General features: G+C 42.2%; 10 protein-coding genes. 6 read left to right on the forward strand and 4 right to left on the reverse strand.

Going from position 1 to position 19,641, the window contains the following annotated elements; translation table 11 throughout:
* The first annotated feature begins 76 nt into the window (after nucleotides 1-76).
* Complete coding sequence (locus G7074_RS14385; protein WP_124558413.1) at nucleotides 77-760, forward strand: arylesterase; 684 nt, start codon at nucleotides 77-79, stop codon at nucleotides 758-760.
* Nucleotides 761-880: 120 nt separating this feature from the next.
* On the opposite strand, the gene G7074_RS14390 is transcribed toward G7074_RS14385, so the two are convergent.
* Both G7074_RS14390 and G7074_RS14395 read right to left on the reverse strand, forming a co-directional pair.
* Nucleotides 881-2,674, reverse strand: a complete 1,794-nt coding sequence (locus tag G7074_RS14390; RefSeq protein ID WP_166209034.1) for a cytochrome-c peroxidase — start codon at nucleotides 2,672-2,674, stop codon at nucleotides 881-883.
* A 75-nt stretch (nucleotides 2,675-2,749) separates the two neighbouring features.
* Nucleotides 2,750-4,237, reverse strand: a complete 1,488-nt coding sequence (locus tag G7074_RS14395) for a hypothetical protein (protein WP_205944053.1) — start codon at nucleotides 4,235-4,237, stop codon at nucleotides 2,750-2,752.
* A gap of 266 nt (nucleotides 4,238-4,503) precedes the next feature.
* Here G7074_RS14395 and G7074_RS14400 point away from each other — a divergent pair, with 266 nt between their 5' ends.
* Nucleotides 4,504-5,973 carry a S41 family peptidase gene (locus tag G7074_RS14400; RefSeq protein WP_166209037.1) on the forward strand — a complete coding sequence of 490 codons (1,470 nt, stop codon included), beginning with the start codon at nucleotides 4,504-4,506 and terminating at the stop codon, nucleotides 5,971-5,973.
* 525 nt (nucleotides 5,974-6,498) lie between these two features.
* Here G7074_RS14400 and G7074_RS14405 read toward each other — a convergent pair.
* Complete coding sequence (locus G7074_RS14405) at nucleotides 6,499-8,097, reverse strand: sulfatase (RefSeq protein ID WP_166209040.1); 1,599 nt, start codon at nucleotides 8,095-8,097, stop codon at nucleotides 6,499-6,501.
* A gap of 395 nt (nucleotides 8,098-8,492) precedes the next feature.
* Here G7074_RS14405 and G7074_RS14410 point away from each other — a divergent pair, with 395 nt between their 5' ends.
* Nucleotides 8,493-12,419: a Dyp-type peroxidase gene (locus G7074_RS14410; protein WP_166209042.1), complete on the forward strand. Its 3,927-nt coding sequence runs from the start codon at nucleotides 8,493-8,495 to the stop codon at nucleotides 12,417-12,419.
* Nucleotides 12,420-12,543: 124 nt separating this feature from the next.
* Here G7074_RS14410 and phnA read toward each other — a convergent pair whose 3' ends face one another.
* Nucleotides 12,544-13,785 (reverse strand): phosphonoacetate hydrolase, encoded by a 1,242-nt coding sequence (phnA, locus tag G7074_RS14415; RefSeq protein WP_205944054.1) that lies wholly within the window; start codon nucleotides 13,783-13,785, stop codon nucleotides 12,544-12,546.
* 240 nt (nucleotides 13,786-14,025) lie between these two features.
* Here phnA and G7074_RS14420 point away from each other — a divergent pair, with 240 nt between their 5' ends.
* The 3 genes from G7074_RS14420 (at nucleotide 14,026) to G7074_RS14430 (ending at nucleotide 19,626) form a co-directional block, all read left to right on the forward strand.
* Nucleotides 14,026-14,619, forward strand: coding sequence for an RNA polymerase sigma factor (locus G7074_RS14420; protein ID WP_166209045.1), 594 nt, complete (start codon nucleotides 14,026-14,028; stop codon nucleotides 14,617-14,619).
* A 105-nt stretch (nucleotides 14,620-14,724) separates the two neighbouring features.
* Complete coding sequence (locus G7074_RS14425; RefSeq protein ID WP_166209047.1) at nucleotides 14,725-15,897, forward strand: FecR family protein; 1,173 nt, start codon at nucleotides 14,725-14,727, stop codon at nucleotides 15,895-15,897.
* Nucleotides 15,898-16,032: 135 nt separating this feature from the next.
* Nucleotides 16,033-19,626 carry a SusC/RagA family TonB-linked outer membrane protein gene (locus tag G7074_RS14430; protein WP_166209050.1) on the forward strand — a complete coding sequence of 1,198 codons (3,594 nt, stop codon included), beginning with the start codon at nucleotides 16,033-16,035 and terminating at the stop codon, nucleotides 19,624-19,626.
* The last annotated feature ends 15 nt before the right edge of the window (nucleotides 19,627-19,641 follow it).

A 19,641-nucleotide genomic window follows, 5' to 3' on the forward strand; every position in this document is an offset into this window, starting at 1 on the left:
GATAGATTGTTGCCAAAGATAACAGGATGTTGCCTGTTAAGATAATATTTTATAATTAGATATACACTGGTTAAATATGTTACGAAAACGCATTATAGGCTTATTTGTTTTAGGAATTGCGCTGCTGGGCTGTGGTAACGGGCAAAGCAAAAGCGATAAGGTTAAAACTTTAGATTCGGCTGACCAAAAAACGGCAGCGGTAGTACAGAAGGAACAGAATATACTCTTTTTCGGAACGAGTTTAACAGCTGGTATGGGACTCGATCCTTCGGAAGCTTTTCCTGCCTTGATTCAGAATAAAATCGACTTGTTAAAATTGCCTTACAAGGTTATTAATGGCGGCTTAAGTGGCGAAACATCTGCCGGCGGTAAGGGAAGGATAGATTGGTTGCTGAAACAGCCTGTGCGTATCTTTGTACTCGAGTTGGGTGCTAACGATGGTTTAAGAGGCTTGCCTGTTGCGCAAACCATCAAAAACCTGCAGGATATTATAGACCGGGTAAAGGCTAAATATCCGGATGCCAAACTGGTGCTGGCAGGTATGCAGGTTCCACCTAATATGGGGGCTAAATATGCAGCCGACTTTAAAAACATATTTCCGGAGCTGGCACGAAAAAATGATATGAAACTGATCCCGTTTTTGCTGGATAAGGTAGGGGGCATACCGAAATTAAACCAGGCTGATGGTATTCATCCAACTGCAGAAGGAGATAAGATTTTAGCCGAAAATGTTTGGGTGGTGTTGAAGGATTTATTGTAGGTTAATTGCTGACTTTTAACCGCAGAGGACGCAAAGGGTTAAGCGCAAAGCACGCTGAATTAGGGTAAAAGTTCAAATCATTAATCCTGAGTGGCTTCTGTGCATCCGTGGCAAGAAAAATTAAGGCAAATCCTCCAACGTACCTAAAAAGGCAATAATCTGTTTAATCTCTGTTTTATTTAAATTCAGTTTATCAGCAGATAAAGTTTGGTTGCTCACCTCAATTCCCATTCCCGCTCCTCCACCACGATTATAGAAATCCATAACCTGCTCCAGTGTTTTGTACACCCCATTGTGCATGTAAGGTGCCGTTTTGGTAATATTCCTTAAAGTAGAAGTTTTAAAAGCATGCTTATATTGTGGGTAAGCGTATAGGGCGTAACGCCCCAGATCCTGATCTAATTTTGGTTTTATGGTATCGGTGCTTGCAGGTACACCTAAAACCTCTGCTTCACTTTTAATAAACAGGGGAGCTGGAGTACCATTAAAAAGTGGCACAAAATGGCAACTGCCACACTTAGCTTTTCCCATAAAAAGGTTAAATCCCTTCTTTTCTTTCTCGTTAAGTTGTTTTTTATCGCCCCGCATATAACGATCAAACTTTGAGTTAAAAGGCGATAAGGACCGGATATAGGAAGCTAGGGCTTGCTGGATTTTCCAGGGATCGGCCTTACGGGTTTTATCCTGGTAGGCCTTTTCAAATAAGGTTAAGTAATTTTTCGAAGCATTAATCCGTGCTGATGCCTGTGCAAGCGATCCATTCATTTCCTGTTTGTGGTGAACCACATCAAGTGCCTGATCTTCGAGCGTGCCTGCTTTTAAATCGTAAAAGAACCCGCGTTGCAAACCGGCATAGGTTAATGTTGGGGTATTCCTCAATAAGATTTCACCTTTCGATATTGCAGCCGCTTTGGTTAAACCATCTGTAAAAGCGAGCGATTGGTGGTGACAGCTGGCACAGCTGCGGTTGCCTCCATTAGAAAGTACCGGGTCGTTAAACAGGGTTTTGCCCAATGCAATTTTAGCGTCACTAATAAATAGCGTGCTGTTGCCTACAAATTTATTTACGTTAAACGCATTTGGCTCAAACATGCTCACCGATTCATCGCGCAATGCAGAGCCACTTGCAGCAGTTGGTATGTTTTTTTTCCGGCGAAGCAGGTTGATGTGTTTACTGATTGGATCAAGATAAACGGTTATAAACGTTAGCCGGTCAAAAGCGTTAAAGTCCGGGTTCCTGGCCAGATAAGCAAGGGCTGATGCGATTGTTTTATTTGCTGATGTTCCGTCGTATTTCGATAGTACATCTTCAATTCCTGTTAATGCAGAGGCCGTTTCGGGGATTGCCTGTAAAGCAGCTGGTGTATCAAAGCCGGTAATGCCCAAACTGGTAATCCTGAAAATTTCCAAACGGATAGCATCAAATAGTTGGGCATCGGTAAGCTGGTATTGCTCATTAAAACGGCTAACACGCTGCAGGTTGAGCTGCATTTTTTTTACCTCGTTTAATAACTCCAGACGGTTTTCCTTCGTTGGCTCTTCATAAATTATTTCTTCCATTACCTGAAAGCCTGTTGGGTTCTCGATCAGGTTTTCGCCCAATTCAATTTCATCAATTGGTGCGCCATTAAGCATAACAGCCGTTGAAGGGAAAAAATATTCGATATAATATTCCAGTTGCTTGTATTTTGCTCTTGCCAGTAAAAAGGATTCTTTAATTGCCTTTTCGTTACGGTTTTGAACGGCCTTAAATAATTTTTGATCAACAATGCTTTGAAATTCAATAAGCTGCTGATCAAAGTCTGCTTTAACCTGTTCTGCAGCTGATTTGGTTTCTGTTTTGCAGAAAATAGATAGCAGCGTAGTGAGGGTTATTAATGAAGCGAAAAAGACAATTTTTTTAAGGCCTGACATATTTGGGTAGAGTTGAAATAAAATAGAAAAATCCCTTTCAGCTACTGCCGAAAGGGATATGAAAGCATTTTTGGATTATTTAGAAACGCCGCGAACAATTACAACTTGTCCACCTTCGTTATTGTTAACCAATCTAGTTGTACCACCATCAGCATTTTTGTACTTATCATTTGTCCAGGTGTGTGGGTGTAAATTAACCACAAACGTATCCGGAATGCCGGTTAAAGCAGATACATCGTACATGGCACCATATTCCCAGCTACTTAATAGTGTACTGTTTCCCGGGTTGTATTTCGCATTAAAAGTAGCATCTGTTCTGCGGTGATTCATCTGTAACATCGGTTTTAACGATTTTGAAGCCATTGCAAACTGCCATATGGTTCCATCATGATCGTTGTTTTTGTAAAATGAATCGCCATCTTCCTGAATGTATACGTAGTTTTCAGTAACGCAAAGGTTATCAGGATTTACAATGCTTTTTCCAGGATTATCGTTGCCATCAACAGCTACTTCCAATTTACCTTTTAATGGGTTGCTTGCATCTAATACCAGCTTGTACACACGGCCCCACATGGTTTTACCGCTTACAGGAGTAATTTTATCGCCCTGGCTAACACCGGTTGCAGTAAAATATACTTCACGGCCGTTGGCAGCACTGCCTTTTCTGTAATCGATATCTTCAACACGCGCTAACATTAAAGCTTTTTTATCGATGGTTTGTTGCTGCAACTGGGCACCAGTACTGCTTTTCACATTATCGAGTTCTACAAATTCTACGTCGTAGGTTTGTCCTTTATCCATGTTGGTTTCAACTGGGTCGTTATTGCTGCGTTTCATCACATATAACTTGCCGTTTTCCAAATCACCCTGTGTATTTGAAACGTACATGGCCAACTGTCCGTCTGTTTCATCTTCGCCAATCATGATTACCGTTTTACCTGCAAATGCTCCTTTAGGTAGCGGTACGGCATTTTCTGCACTCCATCTGCCCAATGCGCTAACAGTTCTTTGTTTGTTCTTTTTATCGGCCGCCGCAAGTGGGTCAATGGCATGAATCATTGATTCTGCGCCACTTTCACCTGCAGTTAAAAAAACTGGTTTAGCAAAACCATGTTCTTCAGGGGTTACCATTGTAGCAGAGCAAAGGCGGGTCATACCGCCATCAGAGTCTACAATGTATTCTCCTTTTACCGGTTTGAAATTTTTATCTAAGTACACGCGCGATACCGATTGAAGGATTTCATGGTTGTTAATCATAATGAAGCCTTCACCAGCAGGGTTTTTAATAATTCCGGCTCCATCTGGCTGTGCACCAAAAATGAAGTTTGGCGATTCAGGCAATACATCGTCCGAGCTGATTAGTGTAGTAATGTTCAGGCTTTCGAAACCAGGCATTGCTTTTACCAATGATGGGTTAACCGAATAATCTTTTAAGGTAACCGCAGTGGTTTCTGGTGTTTCTGGTTCATTGTTCTTTTTACAGGCACTGATTACCACTGCTGAAGTAACGAATGCGGCAACAGCAAGGGCCAAAGCCTTTTGCTTTAATAGCGTTTTGTTCATAAGTTTTGTTTTCCGTTTGCGGCAAAATTACATTGGCTATGTTGCGAAAAATTAAAGTATATGTTAAGCTAAACTGCATTGCGCTATTTAGAATGGTTCTGCCATACCGGTTTAATATTCAGCCGTATCCAATCCGCTTTTTGGGGGCTTGATCCGCATTCCAACTCAGATAAAAATTTGGGGTAAGGCCTAATATCCAGTATATTGCATCTCCATAATCTCCCTTCATGAAAATGCCCCTAATCAGAATATTTATTCTCTTCCTAATGACAGTTGCGCTGGGTTGCGGAGGTAATGCATCACATAAGCAAAACAACAGGCCAACTGCCGAAGCAGATACCACAGCTAAAAATTTACTTACTGTAAACCACATGCATGGCGATTTAGCTGTTTTGTGGGGAGCCATTAAAGAACTGCATCCGGGCTATGGTTTTTATACGCCAGCAACCCAATTAAAGCAGGCTTATCAAAATGTTTACAACAGCCTAAAAAGACCGCTTTCTGAAAGTGAGTTTATAGATGCAGTGTATCCCTTTTTATGCCAGTTAAGGTGTGGGCATACCCAGTTAAAACATGCCGCATCATTTAAACCATCGGGCGATAAGAAAGTACCGCACTTGCCTTTTCATGTATTGGTACAACAGCACAGGGTGTGGATTACCGGGCATCAGGTTCAGGAACTACATGCAGGGGATGAAATTATTACAATGAATGGTATTCCGGTTTCCGAAATGATTGATCATGGTTTTAACCTGTATTGTGGTGATGGTTATAATGAAACATTTAAAGAATTGTTTTTAAGCGAATACGATGGTTTTGAAGATGTTTGTAACAAATACTTCCACTGGCAGCCCCCATACACACTTAACTTACGTACTGCCAAAGGTGGGTTGAAAACAGTAAAGCTGATAGCAAATGACGCAAAAATACCTGCTGAAACACAAAAAACGGTCGATAATTTTGCCGGATGGACAGTAGCCGGTGAAATTGAAAATTCGCGTTTACGCTTTCAAAAAAATAAATCGACAGCCTGGTTTCAGGTAAGTCCCTTTGCGTATACCGATACTGTGGTATATGAAAAAGCTTTTGCCCTGATTAAACGGAAAGATATCAGGAATTTGGTGCTCGATTTAAGGCACAACACCGGTGGAGATATCAGGGTGGCTATCCGTTTATTGTCTTACCTGGCTGATGCTGATTATAATATTGTTGCCGATGTAAAATCGAGGTTCGCTGATCCTGCTTCCAGTCAGTTTGCCCGGTATTTTGATGCCGGAATTACCAGTGGTTTTAAGCTCGGTTTTAAAGCCGGGGCTAAGGCAGGTAACTGGCACCACATTACTGTTACACCAGAATTTGGACAACTATACGGGCCATTTAAACTTGCTAAAACGAATCACTTTGATGGCAATCTGATTGTGTTGATTGATGGAGCCACTTTTTCGTCAGGCGCACTTTTTACAGCAGCGTTAAAGGCGCAAAATAAAAATGTTAAGTTTATTGGGCGGGAAACAGCAGGTTCGGAAGAGGGCTGTAACGGTATGACAGTGCAACGGCTAACCTTACCCAACAGCAAGATCGTAGTCGATTTTCCGTGGATGCGTGTGGTATCTGTAGCTAAAAATGCAAGTCGTGGCCGTGGCATTATGCCCAATTATACTGTTAATTACAGCCCCGCCGATGTACTAAGCAATAAGGACCTTGATTTAAATAAAGCCCTGGCGCTGCTGAGGTAATGATCATCGCTCAGGCAGGTATCTTAATGGGCAAAATATTTAAGCTTATTCCTTGCACCGGCTATAACCAATATCCAGATACTATCCATATGTTATTCCATTAGGTTACATTAATACCGTGCCATTTCTGTTTCAAAACTATTATAAAACAGGGCTTCAATCTGTTTTTTACTTGCCCATTTAGTTGCCCAAAATTATGGACAGGCCTTTTGGCATATCGTAACGGCTGTTTTTTTTGTGAAATGACCCCAAACTGAGGTATTTAAAGTCGGAACACTTAATGGTAGTTTCTGTTGTGAATTGACTCAAAAAAATAATAATGATTAATGTTTTGGATAACAATTCTTTGAAACTGTGGAACAAGGTTTAATTCGTTTTGGGGAAAAGTGTGGAATTATTTCTACACCTTTTTATCACGGTTAATCTTTCCTTAGTTGGAAGACGGAAAAATGAAGCGCAAAGGCTTTGTTTTGCCTGTTCTTAGCCCATTAATCAGATACTGGGATAAAATACCTCAAAAACTGTTCAGTGTAATTTTTGAGGTATTTGGATCTGTTTATTTGATGTAAGTTCATCAGGAAAAGAAACAGGCTTTGAGGTACTGCTTACAACAGGCATTTGTGCACCACGCTCTTTTAGGGTTTTCCCTAAAATGTTGGCCAGCTTTTTAGTTTCTGTCGGATTTGAGGCTGCCAGATCGTTTTTCTCCGAAATGTCCTTACTTAAATCGTACAGCTCTAAGGCCTGGTTGCGCATGCGGTAAATCAGTTTCCATTTACCGTATCTTAAGGCACTATAATAATTGATGCCTAAAAGCTGCTCCTCTTTTTCATTGGTCCATTTATTGGGGTAATGAAAAACCAGTGGGCGATCATTGAGTTTAATAGCGGGATTTTTTAAGGTGGGTACTAAGCTTAAACCATCCAGCTTTTGAATCGTTTTTTTATCAGTTATACCTGCCCAATCGAGCATTGTGGGGAAAAAATCATCAATAATTACGGGATTGGCGTTAATGCTCTGTGCTTTAGCTACGCCCGGCCATTTTACAAGCATTGGCTCGCGGATACCACCTTCGTATACCGAACCTTTACCCGAGCGGTAAGGGAAATTGTGGGTGTTAACCGCGCCACCACGACCATGCGCATCTAAGCCTCCATTATCGCTCATAAACACAATAATGGTATTTTCTGCTACACCTTTCTCTGTAAGGAAGTCCATAATATCTCCCAAACTTTTGTCCATGCCCTCAACCATACTGGCATACTTTGCTTCGGCACTATCCAAACCTGCATCGTAATAGCTTTGCACAAAGCGTTTATCGGCCATAAGGGGTACATGTACCGCATAGTGTGCCAGGTTTAAATAAAAAGGTTCTTTTCTGGCAATGGGTGTTTCCATTGCTTTTTTAGCTTCTAAAGTCAAAGCCTCTGTTAAAAAAGTACCGCTGTTGTAATATTCCTGTAAATCGGGCACGGCTTGTGCCTGTGCTTTGCCAGGTAAGTTGCCGTAGCGCTGTTCGGAAAGATAACTTTGCGGATGCCCTGCCGAGTGACCTGCAATATTAACCATAAAGCCCAGGTTATATGGATTTGAGCCTGGCGTGCCCATCGAGCCCCAATGCGCCTTACCTACGTGAATGGTATAATAACCGGCTTTTTTGAGCAATTGTGGGAAAGTAGTGGCATAAACCGTATTTTCTGTATTGGTGGTATTGCTTAATCCGTTAATGTTCCAGTTTAAAGGGGCAAATTGCTCGTCTTTGGCATCGGTAGGTTCGTTTTTATTGGGCGATGTCCAATTGGTAATGTGGGTACGCGCAGTGTTCATACCGGTTAGCAGGCTTGTTCTGGTAGGTGTACAAACAGGTTGTGCGTAGGCGTTGGTAAATTTCATGCCTTGCCTGGCCAACCGCTCCATATTGGGTGTATGGTACCGCTTATTCAAGGGCATCACTTCAGCGCAAAACGGAACCGAAGTATCCATTATGCCCATATCGTCTACTAAAAATAATATAATATTTGGCCGGGTTTTCTTTTGTTGCGCAAAAGCATTTAGGCTAATTAAAAGTAATAGCACACCAAATGAATGCTGAATTAACTTGTATGTTTTTAATGTTGTTTTCAATTTGGTTAGTCAATTAGTTAATAGCTGTTTTACTCTAAGATAGGTTAAATATTTAAGGCCGGATAACGCAAACGTTTGACCGATTTTAATAAAAGGATTCAGAAAAAAGAAGTTGGATAACGATAAAAGACCGGTATTTTTTATTCATTTTTATTGCTTAATGCTATGAGGTGCCAGAGATGATGTTTCCGGTGTTAAATCACAATTCGCGCTTAATTATTGGAGGAGAACATGTGTAAGTCGATGTAGGTGTTGTGTTAGTAGATGTGTAGTTAAAAATAGGGTGTTTATACGGTGTGTAAATACATAAAAATATGGTTACTTAGCAGTAGGCTTAACTTCCGATCGCAGATAAGGCCAGACTTAACCATCTATAAACATAAACATCTCGAACAATGAACACCTTAAAACTAGAAGAAAGGCTTGACGAAGTGTGGAAACACTGTCAGCGCGGATTAGTGTATCCATCACCCTTCGCCATTTTTACCACATTCTGGGTAAATGCACCGGTAAACCGGCCACAGTTAACCGAACTGATGGCTGCGGTACGGAAAGAAATTAATACCAATGAAGTACTGGCAAACAGAAATACCTCGGTAGTACTGGGTATTTCTTTTAAAAACTGGGCTGCTATCTGTAAAAAAGAAGGGCTAAGCTTACCGCAGGGCATGCGCCTTAATTTTCCAACCAAAGACGATCCTTTTACCTCAGATGTTTTTGATGCCTCGAAAGGGGTTTTCGATGATACCGATGGCGATCTGTGGTTTCACATTAAAAGTGATAGCAAGCAGGCCTGTGAGGTGGTACTCGATTTTCTGGTAAAAGGATTAAAGGGAATAACCAAACATTATTTTGCACAGGATGCGGCTTCTAAATCCAATCAGAAAGATGGTAATAAAGGTAAAGTATTGGGTTGCCGCTTTTCTGAAAACCTGAATAACCCTTCCGATCCGATTACCATTGCCAAACATACTCTAATAGGGGGTGAAGATATTAGCCATTTAGGCGGATCGTTTGTGCTTGCACAGCGTTTTATCATCAACTGGAACCAGATCAATATGATGACCGAAGATCAGATCGAAGACCTGATTGGACGTAAAACCGACGATACCATTATTCCCGACCGCGATTCGCGCAGTCACATTAAATCGGCCAGAATACAAGATGAACATGGCAATACTACGCCAATCCTGCGCTTAGGTTTACCATTCGGCAGGGCCAAACAATCATCAGTTGGGTTCAGGGCGCCAAAATCGGTTACCGTTTCTGACGAGGAAGGCATTTACTTTGCAGGTTTTGCCAAAGCAGCCGGAATACTCGAAAATATTATGAGCAACCAGGTTGGGGGCGATAAGGGTTTTATGAACGACCGTTTATTTAATCACCTCAAATCAGATTTGGGTGGTATCTTTTATATTCCAAGTATGGATGACCTGGCCCTGGATCAGCACCCCGACTACAGCAATAATTTCTCGTTTATGGAGAAAGGCGACTGGTCTAAATTTCCGGGGGTAGACTGGACACGCTTAGACCGCCATTATCAGGATGCATCTAAAAACGGGTTGATGTACTACAGCCATCAGAATTACCTGTTCGCCATGTCGACCGGTATTAACCGCCACAACCACTATTTTAAAACACCGAGTAACCGCATACTGAGCCTGATGGAGAATATTTTTTCTTTATGGCAGGATAACTGGTATTTTAACCGCAAGCAGGAGGAAATTAAAGACGACCTTCAGCATTACATCAAAGCCTACGAGGGGAGTGATAAACCTGCCGATATCATGAAAGAATCGATCATGATTAGAAAAGGCTGGGCTGTGCGTTTAAGCCTGCAGTTGTTTAGCTCTGCTGATTACGGCTTTAGGGGGCGTAAAGTCAGGTTTCCAGATGGTACGCTTCATCCTTATTCAGCCTTTATCGAAGCAAAAGGCGAATGTGTCTATGGATCAGATACCTACCGGATTTCGCCCGAAGAGATTATTGTAGGCGCCATGCCAAACCTATCGTTAGGCGAGGGCCGTTATGTGATGAAATACCTTTCGGAAACCGAACGCATGGACGGCTTTTTAAGCAACCTGAGCGAAGCATCGGGGGTAGGGCACGTAATACCTCATTACGAAAAAGCTTTGCAAAAAGGTTTACAGCAAATGAAAACAGAAGTACTGGCTTACGAGCATAAGGCAAGCACTCCAGAATTGAAAGACTTTTATCGCTCTTCGTATTTATCGCTGCAAGGCATTACAGAATACATTCAGAACTACGAAAAGCTGGCCCGCGAAACTGCCGGAAAAATGGCCGAAGGGCAGGCCTGGGAAAAAGCCAATTTGCTGGCTATCGCTGCTCGGATGAAAAAACTGGCTAACGATAAGCCCGATACTTTTGTAGAAGCAGTACAGTTTATTTTTACCCTGCACTCCTGTTTGCACTTAAACGGCGAGCCTACTGCAATTGGCCGGATGGACCAGCTGTTGCAGCCTTTTTATAAAAAAGATGGTATTTCGGAAGATGAGGCACAGGAAATTATCGATGCTTTTTACATCAAATTAGATGAGAAAGTACAACAAAACCGCATTTTTATGGAAGATCATCAGCCTTTTGGCAACCTGGCCATGGGTGGTGCTTCCGGTCCGTACCCACAGGGTGCTTCTTTAGGCCAGTGGATTCAGCAAATTACCGTAGGTGGAACAATAGCCGATGGTACTGCCGATTTTGCAGCCAGTAAACCAGCTTATAACGATGTAACGAAACTCTTTATCCGTGCCTCGGGCAGGTTGCCTTTAAATGCGCCTTGCCTTTCGCTGCGTACACGTAAAGATATTCCCAAAGAAATACTTGAAGAAGCTGCTCATGCAATCCTTTCGGGTGGGGCACATCCGATCTTGCTCAACGACGAAAAAATTATCGAAGGGCTTTACCGCAGTGGAGATCATGTGGGTGGCGATCTTGGCCACAGCAACAAAAACTGGAATTCGGCCGTTTCCATGCAATCGGCACAGAACTATGCCTGCGATGGCTGTTACGAACCGCAGTTTCCGGGCGAGAACTGGTTTTCGCTGGGTGGCTTTTCTACCTTACAGCCATTGGAGTGTGCTTTAAACCAAGGGCGTACCTATTCATCGGCGGGCCAGGCTTACCTGTTCGGGCAAAATGTATCGCTCAATTCAAAACCTGCAGATCAGATTAAAAGTTTTGATGAACTGGTAAAGATTTATTTCCAGCATTTCGAATTGTTAAATCGCAAGGCCTTTAACGGGCAGCTAATGGGTTTTGGGGCCAATACCAAATTCTGTCCTTCGCCCATATTAAACGTGCTGATGGATGATTGTTTGGCCCGTGGACTTGATTTTTACAGCGGAGGTACCAAATACAACATTTACGGGCCTTGCTATATCTCCTTAAGTTCGACCATTAACTCGTTATACGCCATTAAGGTAATGGTGTTTGATGATAAAAACGCCGTAACCACCCTGCCCGAATTGCTGGAATGTTTGTGCTGTGATTGGGGATATAAAATGACCGAGCCCTTCATCAGTACGCTGGCCGGCGAATCGCGCATTACCAGTCGTTCCGATCGTTTTAAGCGTCTGCGTGAAATCGCGTTAAGCTTGCCGCGTTATGGCCGCGGGCACCACGAAATTGATGCTTTTGGCGATACCATTTTAGGTGGGGTTGCTAAAATATCAGTAGAAACCTTTACCAAGCCTTTACCGCAAATGTACAGTGCCTTGCAAAACCTGGCCGCGCGTTATGGTACCGAAGAACATCCTTTTGGTATTCAGATCCAGCCGGGAGTAGGTACTTTCGAAAACCATGTAGAAATGGGTGCATGGAACGGAGCCAGTGCCGATGGTCGCAGACTGGGCACCGCTGTAGCTTCTGACCTGAGCGCGGCACCAAGCCCGATGGATTTACCGGTTGATCACCAGTATGCAGGTTTCGAGGCCTCATTGGCTGGTTTCGAAGGCGAAGGTGCTGATCTGATGACTGATGGTGCACCAACGGATTATAATGTGGATGAAGATTTTCCGGCAGAGAGAATAGTGCGTGTAATGCAGCAATTTGCCGAAGGTCATTCATCCAATATCCTTACCATCACGGTAGCCAGTCCAGATACTTATAGTCAGGCCGTGGGTTCGCCAGAACAGTTTAATCTGTTGCGCGTAAGAACTGGTGGCTGGTCTAACTTCTTTACCTCGGTGTTCCCGCTTACGCAGGATCAGCACCGCAGGAGACCGGTTTCAACACCAGAAGTGATGGAAAAGAAAGAGGGTGACATTAGCAAATGCCCTTTCCACCATAAAATGGCTGAGGGATAAAATTTAATAAAAGTAGGTGGGAGCGCGTAGCAACCACCTGCTTATTTTAGTTTCTCTCATTTACACAGATCTTTTTATCATTTAAGACATTTAAGAACAATTAAGCTTTTAGCTTGGTTTTTAATCACCTTGTCCCATTAATAGCAAAATCAAAAATATCGAAGTTACGGGGATCGCGCTGTGCCTTCATTTTATAAACTGAATTGAGTGGATGAGAAATAACCATGGGTACCATTTCCTCGTACCGGCCGCCATGCGAGCGTAAGGTTCCATCAAGTGCACTTAAATCATGATCGTTTGGAGTTTTACCCAGCACCACATCACGGGCCGAAAGTATCAAAAGGTCGCCTGTACGGTCGGCAGGTTGTTCGAGTAGGCGGCAACCTGTTTCTTTGTTGTACACCTCGGTAATCCCATCCTGCAACTCAAGCCAGTTTTTAACTTCGTTAATCTGGGTGCTATCGTTTAGATAAACTACCGCATAAGAACCCAGGGCGCCATGGTGTTTCACATAAGGATCGGTAATGGGGCATATTACCCTAAAGCCAGAACCAAATCTTTCGGTTAGCATGGTTTCAATAAACAAAATATTCGGAGAGCCGTCTGCTTTAATTTTTGCATTCATACCATGATCGGCAGTTGCTGCCACTATTGCTCCTAAAGCAAGCATTTTACCCAATTCAACATCCTGCGTCTCATAAAAGGCGAGTGATTGTTCCGTATCTGGTGCGTAAGTATGCTGCATATAATCGGTTAACGAGAGGTATAAAACATCAGCCATCCCCCGGGCTATCAGAGCAACTCCCGCGCGCAATACGAATAAACTGGCCTCAGCGCTGTAAATTGGTGGGGTTTGCTGGCCAACAAATTGTTCTACCTGTTCAATACCATGCGTATCCAGGGCAGCATGTGCAGCTTTTTCAGCCGAAAAGGCAATGCCTTTTAGCCGGTGCGAAAGTATATCCCTCAGTTTTTCTTTGGCAGTAACTACGGCCACTTTGCGTCTGGCATTTGCAGCTGCAGCCAGTATGGTTTCGGCTTTAAGGTAAGTTGCTGCATTCATCATTACTTCCTGTTGTATGGCATTATCAAAAAAATAGTTGCCGCATATGCCATGCGCTGCCGGACTAAGCCCCGTAACAATAGATGCATTATTCACATTGGTAAACGAGGGCAGGGCGCCCCTAACCATTCCTCTGTAGCCTTGTACAATCATTTTTTTTAGATGGGGCATCCGGTTGCGGGCCATAGCTGCATCAAGGTATTCATTGGCCGAGCCATCCATACAAATCACCACAATTGGTTTTGCTTCAGGTGAATAGGTTTTGCCATCGATGATAAAGGGTTGGGTGGAGATACTGTTCATCTGAATGCGATTTAATTATTTTTTATTGCTTTATTCATTAGGCTTTTGATCAGGTTGAAAATCTGATAGCCTGTTTTAATAACTAAAAATTAACATGATGTTATTTGCTTATTAATAAACAAAGTTTAATTTTACTAAACAAATATATGCTTTAGCCTTTAATGCTACACAACCCAAAACAAAATAGCAGTAAGAATTATGGTAAAATAATTTTTGGAAGGTCAGACATTTAATTTTCTAATGGAACAGCATAACAAACTTACCGATGCAGATTTACTTGCCCTGTTAAAACTGGGTAAGGAAGATGCATTTGTAGTAATTTATCACCGATACTGGGAGTGTTTAATAAATGCTGCTTATCAACGTTTACGTTCAAGGAGCGATGCTGAAGAGGTGGTGCAGGAAGTATTTGTTAATCTGTATTTACGGCGAAATGAAATTGAACCTAAATCTACATTGGAGGCTTATCTTAAAACTGCGCTCAAATACAAAGTAATTGATATGTATCGTTTGCAACAGCTGCATTATAAGCATATCGATAACCTAATTGCCGAAACACAGGTTAACCCTCAAGCTGCAGATGATGAACTGGCGATTAGGGAGTTTAAACTCAGTGTGCTTTCGGCATGCCAGAAATTACCCCAAAAGTGCCGCGAAGTATTCATCATGTTCCGCTTCGAAGAATTGTCACATAAAGAAATTGCCCTGCGTACATCTATTTCAGTGAGTACGGTAAAAAAACACCTCCACAAGGCAATGTTTTTCCTACGGGAAGAATTTAAGGGGAGCAAAACATTCCTAACGCTGGTATTCTGGTACTTGTTTTATAAATAATTATTTTTTGTAGCTGATAAAAAATATTTAACTGTAAATCAGTTTGTTGTGTTTTTGTTGCAAGCGGTAGTAGAACCTTTTCGGCTTTGCTTCGAGTACGTTTATATGAGCGATAGCCAAAAAGAGTTCGACAAGTACTTACTGGAAATTATCACCAGGTTCAAAAACGGAGAGGCCACATCTGCTGAAATCCGGGAAATAGATCAGTGGTACGAAAGCCAGTCGACTAACACTAGGTATACTGATCAGCTCCCGGCCGATGAGCAAATCGAAACCAGGCAGAAAATGTTGCGAAATGTTAAGGCAAGTATCCGGCAGGAAACGGAACCTGTTGTAAAACTCAATGCTTATAAAAAAATAAAAGGCCTTGCCATTGCAGCAACTGTACTATTAGCCATCGGAACCAGCATCTATTTTGGTTTAGACAAGCAGAAAACCGAACACAGACAATTGGTTGTAGTAAACGATATTGCACCGGGCAGTAATACAGCAACATTAACACTGGCTAACGGTAAAAAAATAAACCTTGCAGCTTTAAACAATGGCCAGATTGCCAGCCAGTCTGGAATCAGGATTTCTAAAACGGCTGATGGACAACTGGTATATGAAAGTATCGCAAATGAAACTGATCCAGGTAGTCAACCCGAATTTAATACCATAGAAGTACCTGTTGGCGGGCAATGGCAGGTTATTTTACCCGATCGGTCTAAAGTTTGGCTGAACGCATTATCCAGCATTACCTACCCTTTGCATTTTACTGGCAAAGAGAGAAATGTGAAAATCTCAGGTGAAGCCTATTTTGAGGTGGCACATAATCCCAAAATGCCATTTAAAGTGCATAGCAATGGTCAAACAGTAGAAGTACTGGGCACACATTTCAATATTATGGCCTATGCAGACGAAAAATTGATGAAAACCACTTTACTTGAAGGTGCGGTGAAAGTTTCGGAAGGAAAGCAAACCAGGTTGCTTGTACCAGGTGAGCAGGCACAGGTTGGAGGTGGGAGCATTGCAGTAACTAGGGCTATTGATGTTGAAGATGTAGTGGCCTGGAAAAACGGGTATTTTAAATTCGACGAAAACCTGGAAGCCATTATGGCAAAAGTGGCCAAGTGGTACAATGTAGAAATTGTTTATCAGTTTAAACCCGATCCGGATATTGTTTATGCGGGTAAAGTTTCACGTGCTAAAAATATATCTTCCTTATTGAAACTTATAGAATTTGATGGCGATGTGCATTTTAAAATTGAAGGAAGGAGGGTAATTGTAATGAAGTAATAAATGCAAGCCCGTAAGCCAAAAGGATGGTCAAAGGTGCGCTAACACCTTTGACCGGACGTTGAGTTTACCCATTCCGGTATGCCGGAATAAAATTTAAATCTCGTATTAAATCAAAACCCAACATTCAAATTTATGAATTTAAACTTACATAAGAAGTATGGAGGTAACAGCCATGCATTTTATAAAATTCTGCTGGTGATGAAGATAGCCACATTTTTATTGATAATAACCATCATGCAGGTAAGTGCGTCTTCTTTCGCACAAAAAATTACTATGCGTAAAGTTAATGCTCCGTTAACTTCCATTATCGATGAAATCCGAAACCAAAGTAACTACGATTTTTTTTACAACAAGAAGGTGTTAAGAACAGCCAAATCAGTTACCATCAACGTAAAAGATGCTTCGCTGGAAGAAGTGCTCGAAATTTGCTTTAAAGACCAGGCGATTGATTATCAGGTAACTGATAAGACAGTATTGCTTAAAGAAAAGGTTATTAAACCTGGTTTTTTTATCCCTTTTAGTCAACCTGCCGAAAAAATTACAGGTAAAGTGATCGACGAAAAAGGCCAGCCCATACCTGGGGCAAGTGTTAGTGAAAAGGGTACTAAAAATGTAACACAAACCAATAGTGGTGGCATTTTTACCATTGATATTGCTAATAAAGAAGCCATTTTGGTTATTTCGTTTATTGGATACCAGAGTAAAGAAGTTTTGGCCGGCAGCATAAATGGTCCAATTTTACTCAATCCAAGCCAGGAAACGCTAAACGATGTGGTGGTAACAGCTTACGGTAAAGTAAAAAGAAACAGCCTTACCGATGCCATTTCTACAATCGATGCTAAAAAAATAGAAAACAGACCATTAAGAACACTTGCGGATGGTTTAGTAGGGTTGGCGCCCGGGTTAAATATTAAAATGCCAAGTGGGGCACCAGAAAGTGTTCCCAGTATTAATATCAGAGGTTTTACAGGCTTCGGCACATCGGGTGGGCCCCTGGTATTGATTGATGGTGTTGAAAGGCCGATGCAGGATGTTAATCCGAATGATGTAGAATCAGTTTCGCTCCTTAAAGACGGTGCATCGTCTGCAATTTATGGTTCGAGGGCGCCATATGGAGTATTGCTAATTACCACCAAAAGCGGTAAATCAGGGAAAGCTACTGTAACTTATTCCAATAACATTAGGATTGGGAAAATAGCCTTGTTCCCAACTCAACCCGAATCGCCTGAATGGGCCCGCTACATTAACATGGCACAAAAAAACGGTCAGCCTGCCGGAACCGGCACAGAAGGGGTAGATGCAATAACGATTGCCAGAATGGAGGCCTGGCTACAACAAGACTGGAATAACCCTGCTTTCGATGAACTGCGCACCCGGTTTGGGGATAAAGCACAATCGTACATAGAAAATGGCCAGTTTCCTACTTCCGATGCCAGTTTTAAATACTGGACCAGGGAACAATCTTTTGCTACTACTAAACTATATGATACGTATTTAAACAAATCAGACATTAGCCAGCAGCATAACTTAAGCCTTAGCGGTGGAACAGACCGGCTACAGTATTTTACCAGTGTTGGCTATAATGGAGGAAAAGGTTTGTTTAAGGGTGATTTTAACTACAACAGCCGCCAGAATTTTCAAACCAAGCTAAATTATAAAGCTGCTGAATGGCTGGATTTAAGAACAGACGTTAGTTTGGTAAGACAGGAAAACCAGGGTGCAAATTACCGGAACGGGGCAGCAACAGATGGACCAAGTGGTAATTTAATTGCGAACTATGGTGACATATTTGGAAGCATGACCCAGTATTTTGCTACACCTTTAAGGGTACCATCAGGTAATGCCTACTCGTGGATTTTAGGCGCAGCCGGTATTCTGGGCGAAGGTGGCCTGATTAAAAACAGAAGAAACGATGTGGTGCTTACCGGAGGAGCTACTGTACGGCCATTTAAATATTTTGAGCTGAATGGCGATTACAGTCTGCGTTTGAGCAATTCTTTTTATTCAAAAGTTGATAAGATTGCTTTTACCGAACTGCCGGATGGTACAATGGCTCAAAATAACCGTTCGGCCAATTCCAGTGCCATTACAAAATCGAATAGCTTGCTCAATTATCAGTTTGCAAAGTTTAGCGGCCAGTATAAAAGAAGTTTCGAAGGGGGGCACAATCTCCTGGCTCAGGTTGGGATGCAGATAGAAAAAAATGCCTTCGAATCACTTACAGGTAGTAAAACAGATTTATATGCACCGAATGAGGTTGAAGCATTAAGGTTTGCAGCTAACAATCCGCTTGCAGATGATAATTTGTATGAATGGGCTACTTTGGGTTATTATGGGGTGTTTACTTATGATTTTCGTGAGAAATACCTGATCAAGTTTGCAGGCAGAAGGGATGCCAGTTCGCGTTTTGCTGCCGATGCCCGCTGGGGATTTTTTCCTTCGGTTTCCGGAGCCTGGAATACAGCTAAAGAAACATTTTGGCCCTTAAAAAACTGGATTAGCGAATTTAAACCACGGGTGTCGTGGTCTAGCTCAGGCGACCTTACTTCTGTGGGTGCAAGCAATTATTATCCTACTGCAGTACTTGGTGCATCTGTAAGCAAAACCACACTCCTAGGCGGAAATTATTCAAATGTATTTACCCCGCCCGGATTATTAAGTGCTACACAAACCTGGGCTAAGCCAACCGTGCTCGATTTTGGTATCGATATTACGGCTTTAAAACAAAGGCTTAACATCACTTATGATTGGTACCAGCGGAGGATAAAAGATCAGATCGGCCCGCCAGATCCGGTATCAGCAGTATTGGGAACGGGTGCTCCGGCTCAAAACAACTCGGTTTCAGAAACCAGGGGCTGGGAGCTGAGTATCGGCTGGAATGATAAATTCACCCTGGCATCGAAACCATTTACTTATGATATCAGGGTAAACATGAGCGATTATATTGGCTACGTTACTCAGTATAGCAGTAACACCTCAGGTTTAAGAAGCGGCGCCTGGACACCTGGTGAGCTTTTCGGTCAGAACTTTGTGTATAAATCAGCAGGTATAGCACAAAACATCAATGATTTAAACGGTCACACGCTTACCGGCACCTATAATTATCCAGGTTATCTACAGTATCAGGATCTGAACGGCGATGGTTATATCAATGCCGGTAATGGCGGTTTTTGGTATAGCATGGGCGATGTAGTGAGGGATGGTTTCAATTATCCACGTAAGAGTTATTCAATCGTGCCTTCCTTTTCGTGGAATAACTTCAACATATCGGCAGTATTTGAAGGGGTAATGCAATGGAAAATATACAGCAATTCATTGTATGTATGGGGTACTAATGCCGGTAGCAGCATTGCGTATTTTGGTACACCGGTATTTAAAGAAAGTAGCCAACTGGGATACTGGAGTACAGATAATCGGGATGCTTTTTTCCCGGCATTAAATACGGGTAGTGCTTTGGCTACTAACAAATATGCGCTCGATCTTGCCCATCTGCGTATCAGGAATATAACAATTGGTTATGATCTTCCTCAGAAATGGATAGCCAAAGCCCGCTTAAAAAATGTAAATATCTACGCCAGTGGTGAAAACCTGGGATTTATTTATTCCAAATCATTTATAAAATACGATCCCGAATTTTTGAGTAACCTCTCTGGCCTGTTCAGTAACAGCACAAGTGGCTATCCACCTTTGCGCTACTATTCATTTGGTATTAAGGTAGGGTTGTAACCTAACTGATAAAGC

The organism is Pedobacter sp. HDW13 (assembly GCF_011303555.1).
Taxonomy (GTDB): Bacteria; Bacteroidota; Bacteroidia; order Sphingobacteriales; family Sphingobacteriaceae; genus Pedobacter.

What these genes read in the sequence shown, in the direction of transcription:
- G7074_RS14385 (WP_124558413.1), top strand. Translation starts at nt 77, where the DNA reads ATGTTACGAAAACGCATTATAGGCTTATTTGTTTTAGGAATTGCGCTG.
- G7074_RS14390 (WP_166209034.1), bottom strand. Translation starts at nt 2,674, where the DNA reads ATGTCAGGCCTTAAAAAAATTGTCTTTTTCGCTTCATTAATAACCCTC.
- G7074_RS14395 (WP_205944053.1), bottom strand. Translation starts at nt 4,237, where the DNA reads ATGAACAAAACGCTATTAAAGCAAAAGGCTTTGGCCCTTGCTGTTGCC.
- G7074_RS14400 (WP_166209037.1), top strand. Translation starts at nt 4,504, where the DNA reads ATGACAGTTGCGCTGGGTTGCGGAGGTAATGCATCACATAAGCAAAAC.
- G7074_RS14410 (WP_166209042.1), top strand. Translation starts at nt 8,493, where the DNA reads ATGAACACCTTAAAACTAGAAGAAAGGCTTGACGAAGTGTGGAAACAC.
- phnA (WP_205944054.1), bottom strand. Translation starts at nt 13,785, where the DNA reads ATGAACAGTATCTCCACCCAACCCTTTATCATCGATGGCAAAACCTAT.
- G7074_RS14420 (WP_166209045.1), top strand. Translation starts at nt 14,026, where the DNA reads ATGGAACAGCATAACAAACTTACCGATGCAGATTTACTTGCCCTGTTA.
- G7074_RS14425 (WP_166209047.1), top strand. Translation starts at nt 14,725, where the DNA reads ATGAGCGATAGCCAAAAAGAGTTCGACAAGTACTTACTGGAAATTATC.
- G7074_RS14430 (WP_166209050.1), top strand. Translation starts at nt 16,033, where the DNA reads ATGAATTTAAACTTACATAAGAAGTATGGAGGTAACAGCCATGCATTT.